Below are 20,459 nucleotides of genomic sequence, written 5' to 3'. Positions count from 1 at the left end.
ACTTAAACCCAACATATAATTATTTAAAATTAAAAGTAGGATAACTTAAGACTTGCTTGTTAAATATATAGAAACTAACAATTTAAAATCAAATATTATGAATTTAAAACTACTCTTTTTTTTAACTTCTTTATTAATCACCTCACAGGTTAAGCCTCAAGATCTAACAAGTAACTTAATTCTCGATATGGCGTTTAGCAATGAAGTTACTGACTTAACTAATAATAGTTCACCTATATTATCAGGATTTGAAACCTATACTACAGATCGAGGAGGAAATTTTAATTGTGCAGTAACATTTAATGGACAAAATAATGAATTTATCGAAATTCCTCACAATAACTCGAATAGTTTGATAAATGGTGATGACTTTACCGTAAGCCTATGGTTTAAAATGAATAATAATATTGCGGGAGACTTAGAAACTCTTTTTTTAAAAAATAATGTGAATCAATCCAATAGTTTTTTCATAGGGGTATATGACTTAAACACTCCTTTAATTAATGATTCAGGCAGTGAAAATATTTGGGACAATGATTGGAACCAAGAAGTTGATGTTGTTTGGGATAATACAGATTGGCACCACCTAGTTATGGTTATAAGCAATAATGAAGTTAAATTATATAGAGACAATATACTTAGAGGACAAATTAACAATAACAATTTTAACATTGGAAATATTTCCCAAAATTATAAAATAGGAAAAAACCTCAATGGAGTTATTGATGATTTAAAAGTATATCGTCGTGCTCTTAATGCTAATGAAGTTGATGCTCTATATAATCTTTCAACAAATTGCCAATCACTATCAGTTAGTGAAAGTGAAATTTCAAGCATTAAAGTCATTAATATTTCAGATAAAATAATTGGTTTAGCAAACCTCAGCAATGCTATTTATATGGGAGAAATATATAATACAACAGGAAAATCTATACAAAAAAAGCAAAATATTTCGTCAAGAAACAATTTAATAAATTTAACAAATCTTCCTGCAGGAATATATTTTTTAAACCTTAAGAATAAAGTTTCAATGCAAACTCAAAATATAAAATTTATCATCAGGTAACCTATTATAAATAAAATATAGTGTTATATTTGCCGCTTGATAGAAAAACTATCTGTACATAATAATCATTGAAATAATATTGGAATGTATTTAACAAAAGAAGAGAAACAAGGTTTATTTGAAAAGCACGGTAAAGGAAAAAACGATACCGGTTCAACTGAAGGGCAAATTGCTTTATTTACAAAGAGAATTGCACATATTTCAAGTCACCTTAAGACAAACAAGAAGGATTACAATTCAGAGCGTTCATTAGTAATGCTAGTAGGTAAAAGAAGAAGCTTACTAGATTACCTAATGAAAAAAGATATCGTTAGATATCGTGAAATCGTGAAAGAATTAGGATTAAGAAAATAATTTGAAAGGGGCTTTACGCCCCTTTTTTTATACTGTTTTTTCCTAGCAATAGGTTTTTCTAGAGAAAAAGAAAAAGCTACTATATTAGTTTTTCATTGGTCACAACAACACCACACACACAACCCAGACCGTCATGGCAAGACGGAGACCATTGTTAACTTAGAATAAAAAAATTATGATTCCACAAGTTTTTAAAGAGGTAATCGATTTAGGAGATGGAAGAGAAATCTCAATCGAAACCGGAAAATTAGCAAAACAAGCCCACGGATCTGTGGTTGTTCAATCAGGAAACTGTATGTTACTTTGTACGGTAGTATCTAACTACAAACAAAGCGATGTTGACTTTTTACCACTTACGGTAGATTACAGAGAAAAGTTTGCTGCAGCAGGACGTTACCCTGGTGGTTTCTTTAAAAGAGAAGCAAGACCTAGTGACGGAGAAGTATTAACTATGCGTTTAGTAGACCGTGTGTTAAGACCTCTTTTCCCTAAAGATTATCACGCAGAAACGCAAGTGATGATTCAATTAATGTCTCACGATGAAAATGTAATGCCAGATGCTATGGCAGGATTAGCGGCTTCTGCTGCTATTCAACTTTCAGATGCTCCATTTGAATGCCCTATTTCTGAAGCAAGAGTAGCTCGTGTAAATGGTGAGTTTATCATTAACCCTACTCGCGCACAGTTAGAGGAGTCTGATATCGATATGATGATTGGAGCTTCTGCAGATTCTGTGATGATGGTAGAAGGTGAAATGGATGAGATTTCTGAAGAAGAAATGACTGAAGCGATTAAGTTTGCGCACGAAGCAATTAAAAAGCAATGTGAAGCACAAGTAAAATTAGCTGAGGCTTTTGGAAAGAAAGAAACTCGTGAATATGACGGAGAAAGAGAAGATGAAGCTTTAGAGAAGAAAATTCACGAAATGGCATACGATAAAGTATATGCTATTGCAAAAGCAGGTTCTGCAAAACATGAGCGCACTGCCTCTTTTGGAGAAATAAAAGAAGAAATTAAAGCTAGTTTTAGTGACGAGGAAAGAGAAGACTACGGTAATCTTATTTCTAAATATTACGCTAAAGCGGAAAAAGCAGCAGTTAGAGATTTAACCCTAGAAGAAGGTTTACGTCTTGACGGAAGAAAAACAGATGAGATCAGACCTATATGGTGTGAGGTAGATTATCTTCCTTCAACTCACGGTTCTGCCATTTTTACAAGAGGAGAAACTCAAGCTTTGGCTACAGTAACTTTAGGTACTTCTAGAGAAGCTAGTCAAATAGATATGCCAAGTTACGAAGGTGAGGAAACATTTTATTTACATTATAACTTCCCACCTTTCTCTACAGGAGAAGCAAGACCAATTAGAGGTACATCTCGTAGAGAAGTAGGTCACGGTAACTTAGCTCAACGAGCTTTAAAAGGAATGATTCCTGCAGATTGTCCTTACACAGTACGTGTAGTATCTGAAGTTTTAGAATCTAACGGTTCTTCTTCTATGGCTACAGTATGTGCAGGTACTATGTCTTTAATGGACGCAGGAGTTCAATTAAAAAAACCCGTATCTGGTATTGCAATGGGATTAATTTCTGATACTGAATCAGGAAAATATGCCGTACTTTCAGATATATTAGGTGATGAAGATCATTTAGGTGATATGGACTTTAAAGTTACAGGAACAGCTGATGGTATTACAGCTTGTCAAATGGATATTAAAGTAAAAGGATTAAGTTATGACATTTTAGTAAAAGCTTTAAAGCAAGCTAGAGATGGAAGACTTCATATTCTTGAAAAATTAACCAATACTATTGAAGCTCCTCGTACTGATGTTAAGGGACATGCTCCTAAAATGATCACACGTCGAATTCCTAATGAATTTATCGGAGCAATGATTGGTCCTGGAGGAAAAGTAATTCAAGAACTTCAAAAAGAAACAGGAACTACCATTGTAATTAATGAAGACCCTGTAACCGAAGAAGGAATTATTGAAATTTTAGGAACCAACCAAGAAGGTATTGACAAGGTTATCGCTAAAATTGATTCGGTAACATTTAAGCCAGTTAAAGGAAGTGTTTATGAGGTTAAAGTCATTAAGCTTTTAGATTTTGGTGCTGTTGTAGAATATGTAGATGCTCCAGGAAATGAAGTATTATTACATATTTCTGAACTTGCTTGGGAACGTACCAATAATGTTACAGATGTTGTTAACATGGGAGATGTATTAGATGTTAAATACTTTGGTGTAGATCCCAAAACTAGAAAAGAGAAAGTTTCTAGAAAAGCACTTTTACCTAGACCTCTAAGAGAAGACAAAAAAGAATCTTCTAATAAAAAGGAAGAATAAAATCTTTTTTCATTTATAAACAAATCCTATAATTTATTTTATAGGATTTTTTTATAGAACCTTCTGAAATGATATAGTGACTATCGATAAAATTTTACATTTGCAGCTTAGGTTCAAATAAAGTCATTTGTACCACAAAAACTAAATAACCAAACTTATCAAAAATGAAATTACAAAAAACATTTACAGTTTTAATTCTCATTACTTCTTTCACCCTATTACAGTCTTGTTATGTAACAAAAAAAACAAGTGATTTTTTCGGAATAGAAACTTCAAACTTAAACACCTTATATCTTATAGACATATCTGGAAGCATGGAGGGTATTGATGAAGGCTCAGTAAAAGATCAAGTAATGAGAGAAGCGGGAAATACAGCAGGAAATAAAGTTAGCGATGCTATTGGCGGAAAAATTGGAAGCATTTTAGGCAAGCAGGTTACTAAAGAAGCTACCAAATTAGGAGCTGTAAAACGCAAGTTGATTCCAGCAATAAAAGGATTAACAGATGGAAAAAAGTTTGTAATCTATACTTTTAATGATAATGTCACTAAACAGGCTGAAGAATTTAAAGAAGCAAACAATACCACTAGAACTTCCTCTAATATTTTTGTTCAAAACTTAAAAGCTACTGGAGGCACAAATACTCTAGAAGGTCTTTTAGAAGCATTATCATCCATAAAAGAAATTCAAGAAATTGTACTAATGAGTGATGGGTTACCTAATAGTGACCCACAAGCCATTTTAGATGAAATTAGAGAAGTAAACACCAACGACGTAATTATTCATACCATCGCATTTGGAGAAGATGCAGATCTTGATTTTATGAAGAAATTAGCTGAAGAAAACAATGGTAAATTTATTACCTCTAAAATGTAACACCCTCTTTACAATTAATATTTATAGAAGCAAAAGCTCAAGTTAATTCTTGAGCTTTTGCTTTTTTTAAGATTTTTTTAACTGACAGGCTTTCACCTTTTCGACTACTTGGCAGATTTCGTGAAATCAGGAAAATTACATTAATCTACATTTTAATCAATTTAATATTAAAATAATGCAAAATTGAACGCAATTAGCTCTAATTATTAGTATTTTGATAAAAATAATATATTTTAACATTTATTAGGACGTTCCGTATAGATGTTGCAGCTTATTATGTCATATATAAAATTAACCTAAAACAATCACATGAAATTATTAGTAATAGGAGCAGGAAATATGGGATTAACCTATTCCGAAGGAATGGCAAAATCTCCTTTATTGAGCAAAAAGAAGCTTCAAATATTTGACACTGACCCTACCAAAATTGCAAGCTTAAAAACAACTGGCATTTTTGATGTTTACGAAAATTTAGAAGACTGCCTTCCCGAAGCAGATATGGTTTTCATTGCTGTAAAACCTTACCACGCAGATGATCTTTTCGAAAAGATGAAACCTATGATTAACGATGGTCAAATTTTTGTTTCTCTTATGGCTGGTGTAACCATTGGGAGTATTCAAGAGAGTTTGGGAGTAAAAAAAGTGGTTAGAACCATGCCTAACTTACCAGCACAAGTAGGTAAAGGAGTCACCTCTTACACCGAATCTGAAGAAGTTTCAAGAATCGAACTTCTTATGATAAGAAACCTATTAGACACAACAGGCGCCTCTATTCACGTAGAAACCGAAAACTTTATCGATGCATCGACAGGAATTTCTGGAAGTGGACCAGCATATGTATTCTATTTTATGCAATCTATGTTAGAAGCTGCTATGAAAATGGGCTTCTCAGATTACGATTCCAAAGTACTGGTAAGTAACACCTTTGAAGGCGCTGTAGAATTATTTAATAGATCAGATATTTCTCCACAATTATGGATGGATCGTGTAGCTTCTAAGGGAGGTACTACGAGAGCTGCCCTAGATTCTATGGAAGATAACAATGTTAATGAACTAATTAAAGATGCTGCCTACGCTGCTTTTGACAGAGCAGTAGAATTAGGTGAAGCAGGTAAATAAAAATAAATAAGAAATTATTATGAGTAAGAAAAGAGTTGTAGTAAAAGTTGGAACAAATGTAATGACCAACAAAGACAACCGTATTCTAGGACCTATATTAAAAGAGTTGGTAAGACAAATCTCTGTTCTGTATGAGCAAGATATTATGGTGGTGTTAGTATCATCGGGTTCTGCCATTGCAGGAAAAGAAGTTTTGGGGAAATGCGATATCGAAGATCCTTCAACTAGACGCCAAGTATACTCTTCTGTAGGCCAACCAAGAATGATGAGACATTACTATAGTATTTTCCATGATTATGGGATGCGTTGTGCACAAGTATTAGCAACCAAAAGAGATTTCGACCCTGGTAAATATAGAGAAAACATGATTAATTGTTATGAGGGCTTACTTTCTCAAGGAGTCATCCCAATTGCTAATGAAGATGATGCCGTATCGCTAACTATGTCTATGTTTTCTGATAATGATGAATTAGCAAGTTTAGTTGCCGAACTTGTGGGAGCAGATAAGCTTATTATTCTTACCGATACAGATGGTCTCTATACGGGCCACCCAGATGACGATGAATCGGAAAAATTAGATCAAGTAACCACCGATCAAAATGTAGAGAAATACGTACAAGCTTCAGAAAAAGGAGAAGGCGAAGGTCGAGGTGGTATGCAAAGCAAATTAAAAATTGCTAAGCAGACAGCACTTAAAGATATTCCTACTTACATAGCAAATGGAAAACGACCTAATGTAATTGTAGATATTGTAGAAGGAAAAGATGTAGGAACAGAATTTATTTCTTCTGAAGATTAAATTTAAAGATTGTAGAACGAAAGAAATTTATAAAAAAAATAAAGAATGGAACTTTTAAATTCAGACAAAAAAAATAATGTACTTCAATCGATGATGAATATTATCGATGCAAAAAGAAAAGATATCATTGCCGAAAATAAGAAAGACCTCGAAGCATTTAAAAGAGATGATCAAGCTCTTTATGATAGATTGGTAGTTAATGAAGCTAAGGTCGACGGAATGATCCAAGCCATTAAAGAAGTAAAAGATCAAGAAGATCCTGTTGGGCAAACGATCTCTAATCGTACACTAGATAGCGGTTTAAATATTGTAAACAAAACCGCTCCATTTGGCACTATCATGATTATTTATGAATCTAGACCCGATGTAACTATTGAGGCGGCAGTCCTTGCTTTTAAAGCCAATAACAAAATTTTATTAAAAGGTGGTAAAGAAGCTTATCACAGTAATGTCATTTTAGAAAAATGTTGGCACGAAGCTTTAGCTGAAAACGACTTAGAAAAATCTTGGATTCGTTTAATGCATATTAATAGAGAAGAAACTCAGGAATTTCTTAGAAACCCTTCTGAGCAATTAGATTTAATTGTACCTCGTGGTGGAGAACGTTTAATTGGCTTCGTTAAAGAACACGCTAAATGCGCAGTTCTAATTAGTGGTCGAGGGAACAACTTTTTATATGTTTCTAAAAACGCCGATTGGGAAAAAACAATCAAAGTAATTGTAAATGCAAAAACCGATAAAATTTCAGGTTGTAATGCATTAGATAAAGTACTTATCGATAAGAATATATCTAATTACGAGTCTAAAGTAAAAGAATTAGCATCAGTTTTAGAAGATAAAAACGTTGAGATCATTGTAGATAATGGAATTAAAAGTATTCTCAGCAACAAAGAAGAAATTTCTGGTAAAGATGTATGGCACGAAGAGTTTTTAGCATTAAAAATTCTCATAGCAGAAGTAGATGGATTAGATCAAGTTATTGAAATGATCAATGATTACTCCGGTGGTCATTCTGCTTCAATTATGACTACAGATAACGCTGAGGCGGAAAAATTTATGCAACAAGTTGATAGTGCTGCAGTGTATCATAATGCATCTACTCGTTTTACAGACGGAGGTCAAATGGGAGTTGGAGCAGAGTTAGCGATTAGCACCGACAAGCTTCACCACAGAGGTCCTTTAGGCTTAAAACAATTAGTAACTAATAAATATTATGTCTTTGGTGATGGTCACGTAAGGGTATAATATAAATTATATATTAAATAAAAAGCCTTGCTTAGAAAGCAAGGCTTTTTCATACCCTGTATTCAAATAATAAATATTTTTTTTAAGTTTTTTGTAACATTTTTTTAAAAGTACTCGTATAAGATTATATAACCCATATTTAATTTTAGGAAGATTACATGAGACAACTCAAAATCACCAAACAGGTTACTAATAGAGAAACCGCATCTTTAGACAAGTATTTACAGGAAATAGGTAAAGTAGATTTAATTACCGCCGAAGAAGAAGTAGAATTAGCACAACGTATTAAAGCAGGAGACGACAGAGCTTTAGAAAAGTTGACTAATGCCAATTTAAGATTCGTTGTTTCTGTTGCAAAACAATATCAAAATCAAGGTTTAACTCTTCCCGATTTAATTAACGAAGGAAACTTAGGGCTTATAAAAGCTGCAAAAAGATTTGATGAAACTAGAGGTTTTAAGTTTATCTCTTATGCGGTATGGTGGATTCGTCAGTCTATTTTACAAGCATTAGCAGAGCAGTCTAGAATTGTTAGACTACCTTTAAACAAAATTGGTTCTATTAATAAAATCAATAAGACATTTGCTTTCTTAGAGCAATCTCATGAAAGACCTCCTAGTCCAGAAGAAATTGCAAAAGAGTTAGACATGACTATTAACGACGTTAAAGAGTCTATGAAAAACTCTGGTCGTCATATATCTATGGATGCTCCTTTAATTGAGGGTGAAGATTCTAACCTATACGATGTCTTACGTTCTGGGGAGTCTCCAAATCCTGATAGAGAACTTTTACACGATTCACTTAAAACAGAAATCGAAAGAGCTTTAGAAACATTAACTCCACGTGAGGCAGATGTGGTTAGACTTTATTTTGGATTAGGAAATCAAAGTCCGATGACTTTAGAGGAGATTGGAGAAACATTTGATTTGACTAGAGAAAGAGTTAGACAAATTAAAGAAAAGGCTATAAGAAGATTAAAACATACTTCTAGAAGTAAAATTCTAAAAACTTATTTAGGTTAATATTTTATTATATTTGCCTTCAACAAGCAGTATGATAACTGTTCGTTTTTTGATTGATGAATGAACCCCGGAGTGATGACCGGGGTTTTTTATATCTCATCTGGACCATAAAGTAGATTAACAAATTCTTGTTTATCTACATTCCCAAAATACTCATGTACATCTACAGGTTCTAGTGCTTTTTTTATCTCTATCAAGTCATATCGTTTTCCTGTTAAAATACCTTCTATAGTACCTACTGGTTCTTTTCCGAAGAAATCTCCGTAAAATTTTATACTTTCTATATATCCCTTTTCTACAAAGATTCGAATATCAATTTCGCCAATAGAAAAACGCTTCACTCTGTGAATATTAAATTTTGGAGACTTACCATAGTTCCAATCCCATTGTCCGTATTTCTCCTCCTTTAATTTTTTTACTCCCTCCCACTCTTCTGCAGTGAGGTAATAACTCCTAAAGTGCTCCTGTTCATCGTAAATTTCTTCAATAATCTTTTCTCTAAACGATTGTATGTCCATAGGAATATGCAAAAACTCAGAAATATTAGCCACCCTACTTCTTACCGATTTATGACCTTTAGATTGGATTTTACTCATCTTTACATTTAACGATTTTCCGACTTCTTCTAGGTTACAATCAAAAAGCAACGTCCCATGACTAAACATTCTTTTTACGCTAGAAAATTGAGCATTACCAGATATTTTTTTATCATTCACTAAAATATCATTTCTCCCTTTCAACTCAGCTTTTACCCCTAAATTATTCAAAGTATTAATTACAGGTCTGGTAAAATCTCTAAAATTGTTGAGTTTAGTATTGTCATAATCTGTTATAAAACTAAAGTTCAAATTTCCCAAATCGTGATACACTGCTCCTCCTCCAGAAATTCTCCTTACTACGTGAACTCCGTTTTCATCAATATAAGATTGGTTAATTTCCTCTAAGGTGTTTTGATTTCTACCAATAATGATGGAGGGTTCATTAATGTAAAACAAAAGGTAATCTTCTCCTCTGTCAAAATTTCTTAAAATGTATTCTTCTAAAGCTAAATTAAGGTGAGGATCATTAATCCCCTCATTTTCAATAAAAATCATGGCTATACTAATATTTGCTAATAAGATAAGGAAAAGCATTTTTCTAAAAAAATAAAAGAAACTACTTTTTATGTTTTTAGAAAATTAAAAACCAGACTCATATTAAATCTTTATTTTTGCAGCACAACATAACAAAACTCCTATGAAGAATAATAAATTAATTGCTCCTTCTATTCTAGCTGCAGATTTTGCTAACTTACAGAGAGATATAGAGATGGTGAATTCAAGTAAAGCAGACTGGTTTCATATTGATATTATGGATGGTGTCTTTGTACCTAACATAAGTTTTGGAATGCCTGTTTTAGATGCTATCAATAAACACGCAAAAAAGACAATAGATGTACATTTAATGATCGTAGACCCCGATCGTTATATAAATACATTTGCTGATCTAGGTGCTGATGTCCTAACCGTTCACTACGAAGCTTGTACACATTTACATAGGACTTTGCAAGCTATAAAAGCTGCAGGAATGAAAGCTGGTGTAGCCTTAAATCCCCATACTAACGTTTCGCTTTTAGAGGATGTCATACAGGACATAGACCTAATTTGTGTGATGAGTGTTAACCCTGGTTTTGGTGGACAAAGCTTTATTGAAAACACCTATAGAAAAGTTGGGCAATTAAAAGAGATGATACTCAATAAAAATGCTTCAACTCTAATTGAAATTGATGGAGGAGTAACCGATAAAAATGCTCACGAACTTGTTAAAGCTGGTGCAGATGTATTAGTGGCAGGAAGTTTTGTTTTTAAATCTAATGATCCTTTAAGTACCATTGAGGACCTAAAAAATTTAGCGAACAATTAATATGTCTCAACCCATAGATGTGATAATTATTGGCGCAGGTCCTATTGGAATTGCTTGCGGTTTAGAAGCAAAAAAAAGAAACCTTAACTATCTTATTATTGAAAAAGGTCCCTTGGTAAATTCTCTTTACCACTACCCGACAAATATGACTTTTTTTTCTACTTCAGAAAAATTAGAAATAGATAAGATTCCTTTTATAAGCAACAGCCCCAAACCTACCAAAAGAGAAGCTTTGGAGTATTACAGGAGAATTGCGACTTCTAATAATCTTCATATCAACCTTTTTGAAAAGGTAGAAAAAGTTGAAAAACAAAACAATAACTATCAAATCACATCTTCAAAAAGCACCTACACGTGCAAAAACATTATTGTAGCTACAGGTTTTTATGACATTCCAAATAAACTTAATATTGTAGGAGAAGAATTGACTAAAGTAAGCCATTACTATCACGACCCTCATTATTATTCTGGGCAAAATGTAGCTATCGTTGGCGCTAGTAATTCATCGGTAGATGCTGCTTTAGAAATTTTCCGAAAAGGCGGAAATGTAACTATGATCGTTAGAGGAAAAGAAATTGGTGACCGAGTAAAATATTGGGTGAGACCCGATATCGTTAATCGTATCGAAGAAGGTAGCATTAAGGCTTATTTTGAATCGGAGTTGAAAGAAATCCGTGAAAACGAAATTGATATTGCTACTGCATCTGGTAATCTTACGCTTAAAAATGATTTTGTTTTAGCTTTAACGGGTTACCAACCCAATTTTGCTTTTTTAAATTCTATGGGAATAACTTTAAGTGATAAAGAAAGAAAGATTCCTACCTATGATTCTCAAAATATGGAAACTAACCAAAAGGGAATTTACTTAGCTGGGGTGATTTGCGGAGGATTGGAAACTCATAAATGGTTTATTGAAAACTCTAGAATCCATGCCAAAATGATTATGGAGAATATTGATACTTTACACAATTAGATTAACTTTAAGAAAATAAAAAATTGCCTTATGGAAATTAACCTTGCTGTTTTGATTGATGGAGACAACATCACCTCTGCCTATGTAAAAGAGATGATGGAAGAAATTGCCAAATACGGTAACCCTACCATTAAACGTATCTATGGAGATTGGACACAACCACATTTGGCAAAATGGAAAAAAGTCCTCTTAGAAAACGCTATTAATCCCATCCAACAATATGGATACACGCAAGGGAAAAATGCAACAGACTCTGCGATGATTATCGATGCGATGGATATTCTTTACAGCGACAAAGTAGATGGTTTTTGCTTGGTGTCTAGCGATAGTGATTTTACTCGTTTAGCAACAAGGTTAAGAGAAGCTGGTAAAAATGTTATTGGGATTGGCGAAAAGAAAACGCCAGAACCCTTTATTGTGGCTTGTGATAAGTTTATATATATAGAAATTTTAAAGAATAAATCTAAGCAGGATAATATCTCTAAAGAGAAAAATACCAAGAACGATGTAGATAAAATTACTCCAAAAGTAATTGCTTTGATCGCTTCTACCATTTCTGATGTGGCCGATGAAGACGGTTGGGCTTTCTTGGGAGACGTAGGTAGTTTATTACAAAAAAAACAACCTAATTTTGATAGTCGTAATTACGGGTTTCAAAAGCTTACTCCTATGATTAACTCCATCAACCAATTTGAGATTGAATCTAGAGATAACCAAAAAGGTAGACTTAAGCTTATTTACGTGAAAAATAAAGAATAATAATTAGGGCGCTACCCAAATAAATTTGGGTCGGGCTATTCGCTATATCTTTTTCTGCTTTTAAAAAGCAAAAAAAGGATGCCGCTACTATCCCTAGCGCAAATACTAATACCCTGCAAAATTATAATTAAGCATCTCCTTTATTTTCTTATAAAATTCGGGGAAGTTTTGTTTAAAAAGCAATGGTGATTCTATAAAAGATTCAACTAATACTGCCAAAAACTCAAACCTATTGGTAAAAGCATAATCTCTAAAATACCGAGAATCTACCAACTTATTTCTAAGATGATCTTGTTTTAATAAATCTTCAAGTTCTTTATTAGCATCTCTAAATATGACCGCACTTATATTTTTATGATTATAAGTATTAAGATGAATCACGTGCATAAATTCATGAATGCCTAAATTTAGATTATCATTTGCAGTTTCATAACCTTGTAGAAAGTCTTTCCAAGAAAAAACTAAAGCTTTTAATTGCGGATTAAATTCTCCTTTATGATGTACTTCATTGATGGTGGAATAATAAATATCTGGATAAATAATTATTTTACTTAAACGTTTCAGTAAAAAATTACGCATTCCAAAAGTGAGCATTACTGCTGTAGCACCAATATATATTTTAACCTCATCGGTAACTTCAAACTCATCTCTACCTTCAAAACTTTTATGAGCTATAAAGGTGACCAACCTGTGCTGAAAAAAGGATTGCTGTCTCCTATTTAACCGATTGTAAAACGGAAACCTTTGTTTTATAAATTCTTGGTGCTGTGGAGAGATTTTTTTTAACCTAAAGTAAAGATGAGTGTAAAGCGGTTTTTTATAAAAATAGCTATAGATGTATTCTATCAACGTAATAGATTTTACAACTATAATAACTATTAAGGAGATTAAGAGTATTCCCAATACTATCACAACAAACACAAAACTAAATTCTTCCTCGCCCAATCGTTTTTTTTTATAAAGCTACTAAAACTTTTCTTAAAAAATCCAAATAAATAAATCGCTAGAAACAAGATTTAAAAACGAATTTATATTGGTGATAAAAAAATTAAATTTTAGGTGCTTTTGAAAAGATTAAAACATCCTTAAACTTGTTTATAAAACCTAAATATTGTATTATACCCAAAACAAAATAAAATGCTAGATTTTATAGTAGTTGGAGCTGCACAAGCCGGTTTATCTATATCATATTACCTACAGAAACTTGGTAAAAACTTTATCATAGTAGATAAAGAAGATGAAGTGGGAGCTTCTTGGCTTAATCGATGGGATTCTCTCACGCTCTTTACGCCTACAGAATTTAACCATTTGCCAGGATTAAAATTCCCTGCTCCTAAAGGACATTATCCTAATAAATATGAAGTAGCAGATTATTTTAAACTTTACGCTAAAGAGTTTAATCTACCCATAAAATTAAACACCTTTATCGAAAAAATTGAAAAAAAAGAAGGTCGGTTTATCATTACACATAAAAATGGGAGCTACGAAGCTAAAAATGTAGTGATTGCAACAGGGCCATTCCACATACCCTATACACCACCTTGCTCTGAAGATATTACAGATGATATTTTCCAAATACACAGTAATTATTATAAAAATCCTTCTCAATTAAATCCTGGACCTGCAATGGTTGTAGGTGCGGGGGATAGTGGTTTTCAAATCCTTGATGAGGTTTCTTCCGATAAGAAAAGAAAAACCTATTACTCGGGTGAAACTAATATTGCTACTTTACCTCAAGAAATTTTGGGTAAAACTTTATGGTGGTGGTTTACCAAAACAGGATTTTTAAGTTTTAGTAAAAACTCATTTATAGGAAAAAAGATAAATCACTCAAGGCAACCAGTGATTGGCACCGATGTAAAAGAGATTTTAAATAGAAATAATGTAATCCCTGTAGGCAGAACTAATGATGCTCACCAAGAACAAATAGAAACCGAAAAGGAAACGATTAATGATATTAAAAATATCGTTTGGGCAACGGGCTACCGACCTAATTTTTCTTGGATAAAAGGTTTAGAATTAACCCCAGAAGGTTATCCTAATCATAAAAGAGGTATTAGTTCTATGAAAGGGCTTTATTTTATAGGCTTGCCTTGGTTACACACTAGAGGATCTGCTACCCTTGGCGGAATTAAAAAAGATGCCAAATACTTGAAAAAATATATAGCTAAAAATTAATTTCTTACTTTCTCGTGAAAATATAATCTAGAGAATATTTTCCGCTACCTGTATAAAAAAGTACCAAATAGCAAATTAAGTACAATAGACCTAGTTCTTGCGCTTGAAACCCGTCTGTCGCATGCACAACAAGAATTGCTACCGCCATCGTAACTATTAATGGAATAACAGCTAAACGTGTACCCAGACCCAGAATAATAAGAACCGAACAAATCACTTCAGCAAACACTGCTAAAGCTAAACTTGCCGTATCTCCAATCATAAGCGGATTGGCAAATACTATTTCTTCTCCACTAAAAAGTTGTAATAATTTAGGAATACCGTGTACTAGCATCATTCCCCCAATCGCTAACCTAAAAAGCAATAAAGCAAAGTCTGTTTTGGGTAGATTGAGATTGGTAAAGTAAGAACCTTTCATATCGAAATATTTTTAAGTGGAGAAGATACAATAATTACTTTTCTCCTAAAATCTTTTTAGCTTTAGCTACACTTTCAAAAACATCATCACGCATTTCTTTAGCTGAAGAAATTTCTGGCTGAAGTCTTTCATTTTCTTCTGCCCATTGCTCATTATTAAAGTCTCTAGCTTTATGAACATCTGGATAGTTTTCTGAAAAGTCTTTCATCCAAGCCATCATATGATCATGTGCTTGCTCTAAACGCTCTTTAGCCATCACTAATTCTTCTTTAGGTGGATTAGAATCCGAATCTGATGCAATTTGCACTTCTAATTTTGCTATTAAGTCGGCTATCTCACCCATTTTAGGCATAGCTTCATCATGATAGTCAAACACCTCCTTAAGAGTATCATTATACTCTTTCTCTGCTGGAGAGGTTTCATTTTGACAACTAACTAATACTGCAAATACAGAAAATAATACGATAATTTTTTTCATCTCAAGTTTTTAGTAAAAATAAACACTTTTAATTGATTTAGCTAAAAATTTAGGTCTATCCAATTTTTTATGATTTCTAACACTTCCGGAGACATTGTTTCTTCTATTTGAGCGTACTCATTAGGCATGCCTGTGACAGCTTTTTGAAATAGATGATTTAAGCCTTCCATTTCTTTAATCGTTACGTTTTTATTTCCGCCTTGAGCGAGATTATTTTTAATAGCCGTTAAATTTTGATCGCCATTTACTTGCATATCTTTACTACCATTTATCGCTAAAACCGGACAAGAAACTTGTTGTAATATTTCTTTAGGGTCGTAAGTAATAAAAGAATAAAACCACCTGTCACTAACACTTTCAATTTGTTGGGTTATCTCTATGTTAGACATCGATTTTGATTGGCCATATTTTAGAAATTCTTTATTGATTTGACTTTTATCTACGGTATTGACAATGTCATAAAAGCCTTTATTTAAGCTAATGATAGAATCTACAGTAGCCTTAGGCATACCCGATCTACTATAAATGTCTTTTTGTTGTTGCAGCAATACTTTATCTAAGCGTTCTCCTGGTCCAGCTAACGTGATGATCCCAGCTATTGTTTTATCCTTAGATGCCACTAATGGAGCTACCATTCCGCCTTCGCTATGACCTAAAAGAATAATCTTGTTTTTATCAATGTCTTTTCTATTTTTTAAATAGTTAACAGCTGCTTTGGTGTCTTCTGCAAAATCGTAAATTGTAGAAGTATCAAACCTTCCTGTAGATACTCCCACGCCGCGATCGTCATATCTTAACACCGCAATTCCGTTACGGGTTAAATAATCTGCTAACACTAAAAATGGTTGGTGGCCCATTAACTCTTCATTTCGGTTTTGAGGTCCACTACCACTTATAAGAATCACTGTAGGGAAGTTTTTAACGTTTTTAGGTTTTGTCAAAGTCCCCGCTAGGGTTACCGTATCATTCGTATTTTCAAAAGTTATTTCTTCTTCCATATACGGGTAAGGTTTAGTGGGAGTCTGTGGTCGATTAAGCTTTGTTTCTTTTTGTGTTAACCTTAGCGGAAGTTGTAACCCACCTTGCTGAAATGTTCCTTTAATCTCTTCATTATTCAATACTCCTGTAAACTTCATCATTAGATTGGGAGCAGAAATTTCTAAGGTATCGTGTGTAAAAATTGTGTTTCCCATGGGAATACCTTTTGCTCCTTGATCGGGACTATCCATCGTACTTTTAAAGTTCGCACCCTCTTCTTCTACGTGAAAAACAATACGCAGTTTTTGCCCTTGAACCTCTAAAGATCCATACCAGCTTCCTGTAACTTCTTGAGATTTTACCGAAAAGCAGATCAGTAAAAAAGTAAAGCTTAAAAGTAAATTTTTCATAAGATTTAGTAGTTAATTAATAATTTCGATAAAATTTCTGAAGCAATTATGGCTAGCACAAAAAGGAGCGTAAACATAACGCCTTTTCCGTTTGAAGCTACCTTTATTCCTTTATATAAAAGTACTAGCTGCCATACAATTGCTAGAAGAGAAAGCCCCGAAAAAACAAGTAAAATTAAAAGTTGAGGTATAGCAATTCCGCCAGACATTATTGCTGTAGGATCTTTTAAAATCTCCTCTGAAATATTTACCATAAAGTCATTTACATTAAATAAGCTAAATGGGTAGTACGGTATTCTTGCTATTAAGGAAACCGCCAGAACATCTACAATTCGTGTTCTTTTGTTTGTCAGTAAACTTAACGCTCCTAAGCAAATCATCAAACACGCTATATTTATTAAGTTATCTAAAAAAGGATGCCACAGCTCTATATTCGGAACAAAATGTAAATCTAAAACTCCGTCAAAACGAGCATTAAAAAGGTAAGCTAAACCCGAACCTACGCATAGAGCCACCAACCCTAGACGAAGCAAAAAACGCTCTTGATAACGTTCAAAAGGATTGAAAAATAGTTTATAATTCATTTTTAATAAGATTTAATTTTTCAATCACCTCATCGAGCATATTTCTCACGGTAGGATAGCTTTTTTTCAATTGGGTTGCCATTTTTTTAAGGCTTCCTCCAGAAAGCACAAAATCTAAAATAAATTGCTGATCTTCTCTTGGCAAATTCATCATCACTGGTAAATCATAACTACCAGAAATTAGAGTTTCGCAATTTTCACAAGAAAGCTGACTTACTTTTAGCGTTTCTGAACAACTAGGACAATGAACAGGTAGTTTTTTCATTTTACATAATTAATTTAAATAAAGTTAATCTATTATTTAATATTGTTAAAATTAAATTTGATTTTATTTAAACTACAAATAAAAATCGCTCACCTTCTTTAAATCTTTTCGATGAATATCTGGCACATAAACGGGATTTTGCGGGTATCCCACAGGAAGCAATAAATAAGGCCTCTCGTTAGCCGGACGCTTTAACACTTTGCTCAAAAAATTCATAGGACTTGGCGTATGCGTAAGGGTTACCAACCCTGCTTTATGAATGGCCGTAATAAGCATTCCGCAGGCGATCCCAACTGATTCGTTTACATAATAATTATTTTGCTTCTCCCCTTTCTCTTTGATATCGTAAGCTTTCTTCATTACTACAATAAGCCAAGGTGCATTCTCTAAAAAGGGCTTATCCGCATCGGTAGCTAAAACTTCTAAATCTTCTTTCCAACGCTCACTCATCCTAGAAGTGTAATTTTCTCTTTCTTCTGCTTCTGCGGCAATTCTTATTTGTTTTTTTATGTTAGAATTAGAAACCGCACAAAATACCCAAGGTTGTTTATGAGCTCCAGAAGGAGCTGTAGAAGCCGTTTGAATAATATTTTCGATGACTTCTTTTTCTACCGGTTGGGTTGAAAATTCTCTAACCGACCTTCTGTGGTTCATTTCCTTATAAAAATTTGCACTTCTTAAAATGCTCTCTTCTTGACTCACCGACTCTACATCGTATTTAATATGTCGATGTCCTTTTATACTCTTTTCCTTAGGTATTTTCATAAGTGAAATTTAAAATTATGGTAAACTGATTTCTAAATATATAGGTAAATGATCGGAGCCTATATGCTCACCTACTTCTCTTCTAAGCATGCTTACATCCTCACTTACCAAAGCATGGTCTAAAGTGGTTTGAAGAAGAAAAACATTGGCAGGCCAAGACGGTAAAATACCAAACCCCTCCCGACTATCTTTTAAAGAAGCTTTCTCTTTAAAAAGTTGAAAATTCTTAGAAAAAGACGAGGTGTTGAGGTCTCCTATCACTGCCACGTTGCCGTAGTTTTCTCGAGATATAAAAGCTGCCAGGTGAGTTAAATGTTTATTTCTTACTTCAAATTGACGTTGACCTACCGGCGGAAAAGGATGTGTAGCAATTACTGAGAATGACTTTTTAACTCCCTCAGTTTGTAGAAGAATGGAAGGCAATTCTAATTCATTAAAGTACAGCGTTTGCATGCTTGCTGGAAATTTACTCCAAACACCTATCCCAAAATTGTCCTCTCTTAAAACTTTATGGGTATAAGAGAATGTCTCTAAAACTTCTACAAGTTGTTTATCCCAATAAGAGTTGAATTCTGATAGTACTAAAATATCAGGATTTTTGTTTTCTACATAGTCGATTACAGCTGTAGCATTTCTATTGGTGGAAAGCAAATTAATACTCATCATCGAAATAGGTTTTACATCTTCTATTCTCGCTTCCGCGGAAGTATTAACATACAAGGGAAAAATTTGAGAGCAACTAAAGACAATTCCTATCCCCAGAAAGAATACCCACTTCCATTTCCTTATAAAGACAAACGGGAGGATTAAAAAAGACAGTAATACCCCATACTGCACCTGAAAGTTAGAGAAAATATCTATCCACCAAATGTGGTAAATAAAATATGGAAGTACACTTAACCCGATGATTGTTATAGCTAATAATTGGAGTAAGCTTTTTAATAATTGTTTTTTCTTCGCGCTCATAGTTTCTAAAAATAGCTATTAAAAACAAAAAGTCTCATTTAAATACTGGACTTTTTATAACACTCCAACAAATGAATCAATTAAGGAATCATACATATAATAAAGTGACGATATCCTGAAATCTTTTGTTTTAAAAGTTTATTTTTGAGTTGATATAACCAGTTGTAAACAATTATGAAAAACGTACTTCTGACATTAATATTGACATTCGGAATTTTGATTTGTAACGCTCAAAATCAACGTGAAAAGGAAGAAAAAATCCGTTCGGAAATTAACACAGAGTTTGAAGAAAATAAAGGGGAATGTTATGCTGGAGTTGATGCTGTATCTGATTTTAATGGAAAAACTGAATTTTGGAATATTTGCAAATTAAAAAACGGAAATCGAATTATAACAATTGATTCCTATAAAAAAGACATATATTATCAAGAAATTTACTTTGAGAAAAATGGAGAATTGATTTACGCAAAAGAAACGGAAAATTATATGCCGAAAAATCATTTTACGCAGATGAGTTGGAATTGCGAATTTTATGCAAAAAAAGGAGAATTGATAGCTCTAATGTCACTTGGACACGGAAAAACGGAAGACGATAAATGGAATCCTAATGTGATTTTTGAGATGTATAAAAACAGACTAACTGAATTAAAACGAATAAAAAAATAACTGTTTACAACAAAGAACTGAGGTAAAAACCAACTCTTTTCTACATTAAATTTGAGACATACATTACCTGTGTCAAAATCTTTATAAACAGATTTTAACTCTACATTTATTCCTCTTTTTTGATCTACCCTTTTGCTAGAACTAATACATAGTTTTCATCGTAGGGCAATCCAGATTTAGCTATGGCAAAGGCTTGTTTTAAAAGCTTGTTAGCTACCGCTATCAAGGCCAGTTTTTTGCTTTTACCCTTCGCTACGATTCGTTCATAGATTTCCTTGCAAGCCTTATTGTGTTTG

General features: G+C 33.2%; 22 protein-coding genes and 1 pseudogene. 13 read left to right on the top strand and 10 right to left on the bottom strand.

The annotated features are described in order from the left end of the window. Positions 1-97 precede the first annotated feature (97 nt). From LX95_RS12000 to LX95_RS11965, 8 genes are all read left to right on the top strand, one after another. Positions 98-1,066, top strand: a complete 969-nt coding sequence (locus tag LX95_RS12000; protein WP_111541707.1) for a LamG-like jellyroll fold domain-containing protein — start codon at positions 98-100, stop codon at positions 1,064-1,066. 84 nt (positions 1,067-1,150) lie between these two features. Further along, positions 1,151-1,420 (top strand): 30S ribosomal protein S15, encoded by a 270-nt coding sequence (gene rpsO, locus LX95_RS11995; RefSeq protein ID WP_111541706.1) that lies wholly within the window; start codon positions 1,151-1,153, stop codon positions 1,418-1,420. A gap of 175 nt (positions 1,421-1,595) precedes the next feature. After that, entirely contained in the window at positions 1,596-3,761 is a 2,166-nt protein-coding gene (locus tag LX95_RS11990; protein ID WP_111541705.1) for a polyribonucleotide nucleotidyltransferase, read from the top strand. Between the two features lie 164 nt (positions 3,762-3,925). Continuing rightward, positions 3,926-4,636 carry a VWA domain-containing protein gene (locus LX95_RS11985; protein WP_111541704.1) on the top strand — a complete coding sequence of 237 codons (711 nt, stop codon included), beginning with the start codon at positions 3,926-3,928 and terminating at the stop codon, positions 4,634-4,636. Between the two features lie 309 nt (positions 4,637-4,945). Then, positions 4,946-5,755 (top strand): pyrroline-5-carboxylate reductase, encoded by an 810-nt coding sequence (proC, locus tag LX95_RS11980; protein ID WP_111541703.1) that lies wholly within the window; start codon positions 4,946-4,948, stop codon positions 5,753-5,755. Positions 5,756-5,774: 19 nt separating this feature from the next. Continuing rightward, positions 5,775-6,554 (top strand): glutamate 5-kinase, encoded by a 780-nt coding sequence (gene proB, locus LX95_RS11975; RefSeq protein WP_111541702.1) that lies wholly within the window; start codon positions 5,775-5,777, stop codon positions 6,552-6,554. 45 nt (positions 6,555-6,599) lie between these two features. Then, complete coding sequence (locus LX95_RS11970) at positions 6,600-7,799, top strand: glutamate-5-semialdehyde dehydrogenase (protein WP_111541701.1); 1,200 nt, start codon at positions 6,600-6,602, stop codon at positions 7,797-7,799. 158 nt (positions 7,800-7,957) lie between these two features. Next, on the top strand, positions 7,958-8,821 hold the full coding sequence (locus tag LX95_RS11965; RefSeq protein ID WP_111541700.1) for a sigma-70 family RNA polymerase sigma factor: 864 nt from the start codon (positions 7,958-7,960) through the stop codon (positions 8,819-8,821). Between the two features lie 89 nt (positions 8,822-8,910). Here the strand turns inward: LX95_RS11965 and LX95_RS11960 are convergent, their stop codons facing one another. Further along, entirely contained in the window at positions 8,911-9,954 is a 1,044-nt protein-coding gene (locus LX95_RS11960) for a lipoate--protein ligase (protein ID WP_317047034.1), read from the bottom strand. Positions 9,955-10,057: 103 nt separating this feature from the next. Here LX95_RS11960 and rpe point away from each other — a divergent pair, with 103 nt between their 5' ends. From rpe to LX95_RS11945, 3 genes are read left to right on the top strand one after another with little or no spacing between them, the layout of a single operon-like run. Further along, positions 10,058-10,723 (top strand): ribulose-phosphate 3-epimerase, encoded by a 666-nt coding sequence (gene rpe, locus LX95_RS11955; RefSeq protein WP_111541699.1) that lies wholly within the window; start codon positions 10,058-10,060, stop codon positions 10,721-10,723. 1 nt (position 10,724) lies between these two features. Further along, a complete protein-coding gene (locus LX95_RS11950) occupies positions 10,725-11,696 on the top strand; it encodes a YpdA family putative bacillithiol disulfide reductase (RefSeq protein WP_111541698.1) in 972 nt (323 codons plus the stop codon). A gap of 30 nt (positions 11,697-11,726) precedes the next feature. Then, positions 11,727-12,455 carry an NYN domain-containing protein gene (locus LX95_RS11945; RefSeq protein WP_111541697.1) on the top strand — a complete coding sequence of 243 codons (729 nt, stop codon included), beginning with the start codon at positions 11,727-11,729 and terminating at the stop codon, positions 12,453-12,455. 105 nt (positions 12,456-12,560) lie between these two features. Here the strand turns inward: LX95_RS11945 and LX95_RS11940 are convergent, their stop codons facing one another. Next, positions 12,561-13,304, bottom strand: a complete 744-nt coding sequence (locus LX95_RS11940) for a zinc-dependent peptidase (RefSeq protein WP_245924773.1) — start codon at positions 13,302-13,304, stop codon at positions 12,561-12,563. A 288-nt stretch (positions 13,305-13,592) separates the two neighbouring features. On the opposite strand from LX95_RS11940, the gene LX95_RS11935 reads away from it, so the two are divergent. After that, positions 13,593-14,633 (top strand): flavin-containing monooxygenase, encoded by a 1,041-nt coding sequence (locus tag LX95_RS11935; protein WP_111541696.1) that lies wholly within the window; start codon positions 13,593-13,595, stop codon positions 14,631-14,633. Positions 14,634-14,637: 4 nt separating this feature from the next. On the opposite strand, the gene LX95_RS11930 is transcribed toward LX95_RS11935, so the two are convergent. From LX95_RS11930 to LX95_RS11900, 7 genes are all read right to left on the bottom strand, one after another. Beyond that, positions 14,638-15,051 carry a DoxX family protein gene (locus LX95_RS11930; RefSeq protein ID WP_111541695.1) on the bottom strand — a complete coding sequence of 138 codons (414 nt, stop codon included), beginning with the start codon at positions 15,049-15,051 and terminating at the stop codon, positions 14,638-14,640. A gap of 34 nt (positions 15,052-15,085) precedes the next feature. Further along, positions 15,086-15,529 (bottom strand): hypothetical protein, encoded by a 444-nt coding sequence (locus LX95_RS11925; RefSeq protein ID WP_111541694.1) that lies wholly within the window; start codon positions 15,527-15,529, stop codon positions 15,086-15,088. A 41-nt stretch (positions 15,530-15,570) separates the two neighbouring features. After that, entirely contained in the window at positions 15,571-16,917 is a 1,347-nt protein-coding gene (locus LX95_RS11920; protein ID WP_111541693.1) for an alpha/beta hydrolase family protein, read from the bottom strand. A 5-nt stretch (positions 16,918-16,922) separates the two neighbouring features. Further along, complete coding sequence (locus LX95_RS11915; protein WP_111541692.1) at positions 16,923-17,501, bottom strand: hypothetical protein; 579 nt, start codon at positions 17,499-17,501, stop codon at positions 16,923-16,925. Continuing rightward, positions 17,491-17,766, bottom strand: a complete 276-nt coding sequence (locus LX95_RS11910) for a DUF2089 family protein (protein WP_111541691.1) — start codon at positions 17,764-17,766, stop codon at positions 17,491-17,493. The genes LX95_RS11915 and LX95_RS11910 overlap by 11 nt, the downstream gene beginning before the upstream one ends. A 72-nt stretch (positions 17,767-17,838) precedes the next feature. Next, positions 17,839-18,531, bottom strand: coding sequence for a nitroreductase family protein (locus LX95_RS11905; protein ID WP_111541690.1), 693 nt, complete (start codon positions 18,529-18,531; stop codon positions 17,839-17,841). A 15-nt stretch (positions 18,532-18,546) separates the two neighbouring features. Further along, complete coding sequence (locus LX95_RS11900; protein WP_111541689.1) at positions 18,547-19,497, bottom strand: endonuclease/exonuclease/phosphatase family protein; 951 nt, start codon at positions 19,495-19,497, stop codon at positions 18,547-18,549. A 174-nt stretch (positions 19,498-19,671) separates the two neighbouring features. Between LX95_RS11900 and LX95_RS11895 the strand changes: the two genes are divergently transcribed. Further along, a complete protein-coding gene (locus tag LX95_RS11895; RefSeq protein ID WP_146240787.1) occupies positions 19,672-20,163 on the top strand; it encodes a hypothetical protein in 492 nt (163 codons plus the stop codon). A 124-nt stretch (positions 20,164-20,287) separates the two neighbouring features. Here LX95_RS11895 and LX95_RS14780 read toward each other — a convergent pair. Continuing rightward, a pseudogene (locus LX95_RS14780) lies at positions 20,288-20,459 on the bottom strand (IS110 family transposase); the annotation flags it as partial.

The organism is Mesonia algae (assembly GCF_003253545.1).
In the GTDB taxonomy this organism is placed as follows: Bacteria; Bacteroidota; Bacteroidia; order Flavobacteriales; family Flavobacteriaceae; genus Mesonia; species Mesonia algae.
The sequence above is the reverse complement of the archived record's forward strand: the minus strand, read 5'-3'. Positions and strand labels throughout refer to the sequence as shown.

What these genes read in the sequence shown, in the direction of transcription:
- LX95_RS12000 (WP_111541707.1), top strand. Translation starts at nt 98, where the DNA reads ATGAATTTAAAACTACTCTTTTTTTTAACTTCTTTATTAATCACCTCA.
- rpsO (WP_111541706.1), top strand. Translation starts at nt 1,151, where the DNA reads ATGTATTTAACAAAAGAAGAGAAACAAGGTTTATTTGAAAAGCACGGT.
- LX95_RS11990 (WP_111541705.1), top strand. Translation starts at nt 1,596, where the DNA reads ATGATTCCACAAGTTTTTAAAGAGGTAATCGATTTAGGAGATGGAAGA.
- LX95_RS11985 (WP_111541704.1), top strand. Translation starts at nt 3,926, where the DNA reads ATGAAATTACAAAAAACATTTACAGTTTTAATTCTCATTACTTCTTTC.
- proC (WP_111541703.1), top strand. Translation starts at nt 4,946, where the DNA reads ATGAAATTATTAGTAATAGGAGCAGGAAATATGGGATTAACCTATTCC.
- proB (WP_111541702.1), top strand. Translation starts at nt 5,775, where the DNA reads ATGAGTAAGAAAAGAGTTGTAGTAAAAGTTGGAACAAATGTAATGACC.
- LX95_RS11970 (WP_111541701.1), top strand. Translation starts at nt 6,600, where the DNA reads ATGGAACTTTTAAATTCAGACAAAAAAAATAATGTACTTCAATCGATG.
- LX95_RS11965 (WP_111541700.1), top strand. Translation starts at nt 7,958, where the DNA reads ATGAGACAACTCAAAATCACCAAACAGGTTACTAATAGAGAAACCGCA.
- LX95_RS11960 (WP_317047034.1), bottom strand. Translation starts at nt 9,954, where the DNA reads ATGCTTTTCCTTATCTTATTAGCAAATATTAGTATAGCCATGATTTTT.
- rpe (WP_111541699.1), top strand. Translation starts at nt 10,058, where the DNA reads ATGAAGAATAATAAATTAATTGCTCCTTCTATTCTAGCTGCAGATTTT.
- LX95_RS11950 (WP_111541698.1), top strand. Translation starts at nt 10,725, where the DNA reads ATGTCTCAACCCATAGATGTGATAATTATTGGCGCAGGTCCTATTGGA.
- LX95_RS11945 (WP_111541697.1), top strand. Translation starts at nt 11,727, where the DNA reads ATGGAAATTAACCTTGCTGTTTTGATTGATGGAGACAACATCACCTCT.
- LX95_RS11935 (WP_111541696.1), top strand. Translation starts at nt 13,593, where the DNA reads ATGCTAGATTTTATAGTAGTTGGAGCTGCACAAGCCGGTTTATCTATA.
- LX95_RS11930 (WP_111541695.1), bottom strand. Translation starts at nt 15,051, where the DNA reads ATGAAAGGTTCTTACTTTACCAATCTCAATCTACCCAAAACAGACTTT.
- LX95_RS11925 (WP_111541694.1), bottom strand. Translation starts at nt 15,529, where the DNA reads ATGAAAAAAATTATCGTATTATTTTCTGTATTTGCAGTATTAGTTAGT.
- LX95_RS11920 (WP_111541693.1), bottom strand. Translation starts at nt 16,917, where the DNA reads ATGAAAAATTTACTTTTAAGCTTTACTTTTTTACTGATCTGCTTTTCG.
- LX95_RS11915 (WP_111541692.1), bottom strand. Translation starts at nt 17,501, where the DNA reads ATGAATTATAAACTATTTTTCAATCCTTTTGAACGTTATCAAGAGCGT.
- LX95_RS11910 (WP_111541691.1), bottom strand. Translation starts at nt 17,766, where the DNA reads ATGAAAAAACTACCTGTTCATTGTCCTAGTTGTTCAGAAACGCTAAAA.
- LX95_RS11905 (WP_111541690.1), bottom strand. Translation starts at nt 18,531, where the DNA reads ATGAAAATACCTAAGGAAAAGAGTATAAAAGGACATCGACATATTAAA.
- LX95_RS11900 (WP_111541689.1), bottom strand. Translation starts at nt 19,497, where the DNA reads ATGAGCGCGAAGAAAAAACAATTATTAAAAAGCTTACTCCAATTATTA.
- LX95_RS11895 (WP_146240787.1), top strand. Translation starts at nt 19,672, where the DNA reads ATGAAAAACGTACTTCTGACATTAATATTGACATTCGGAATTTTGATT.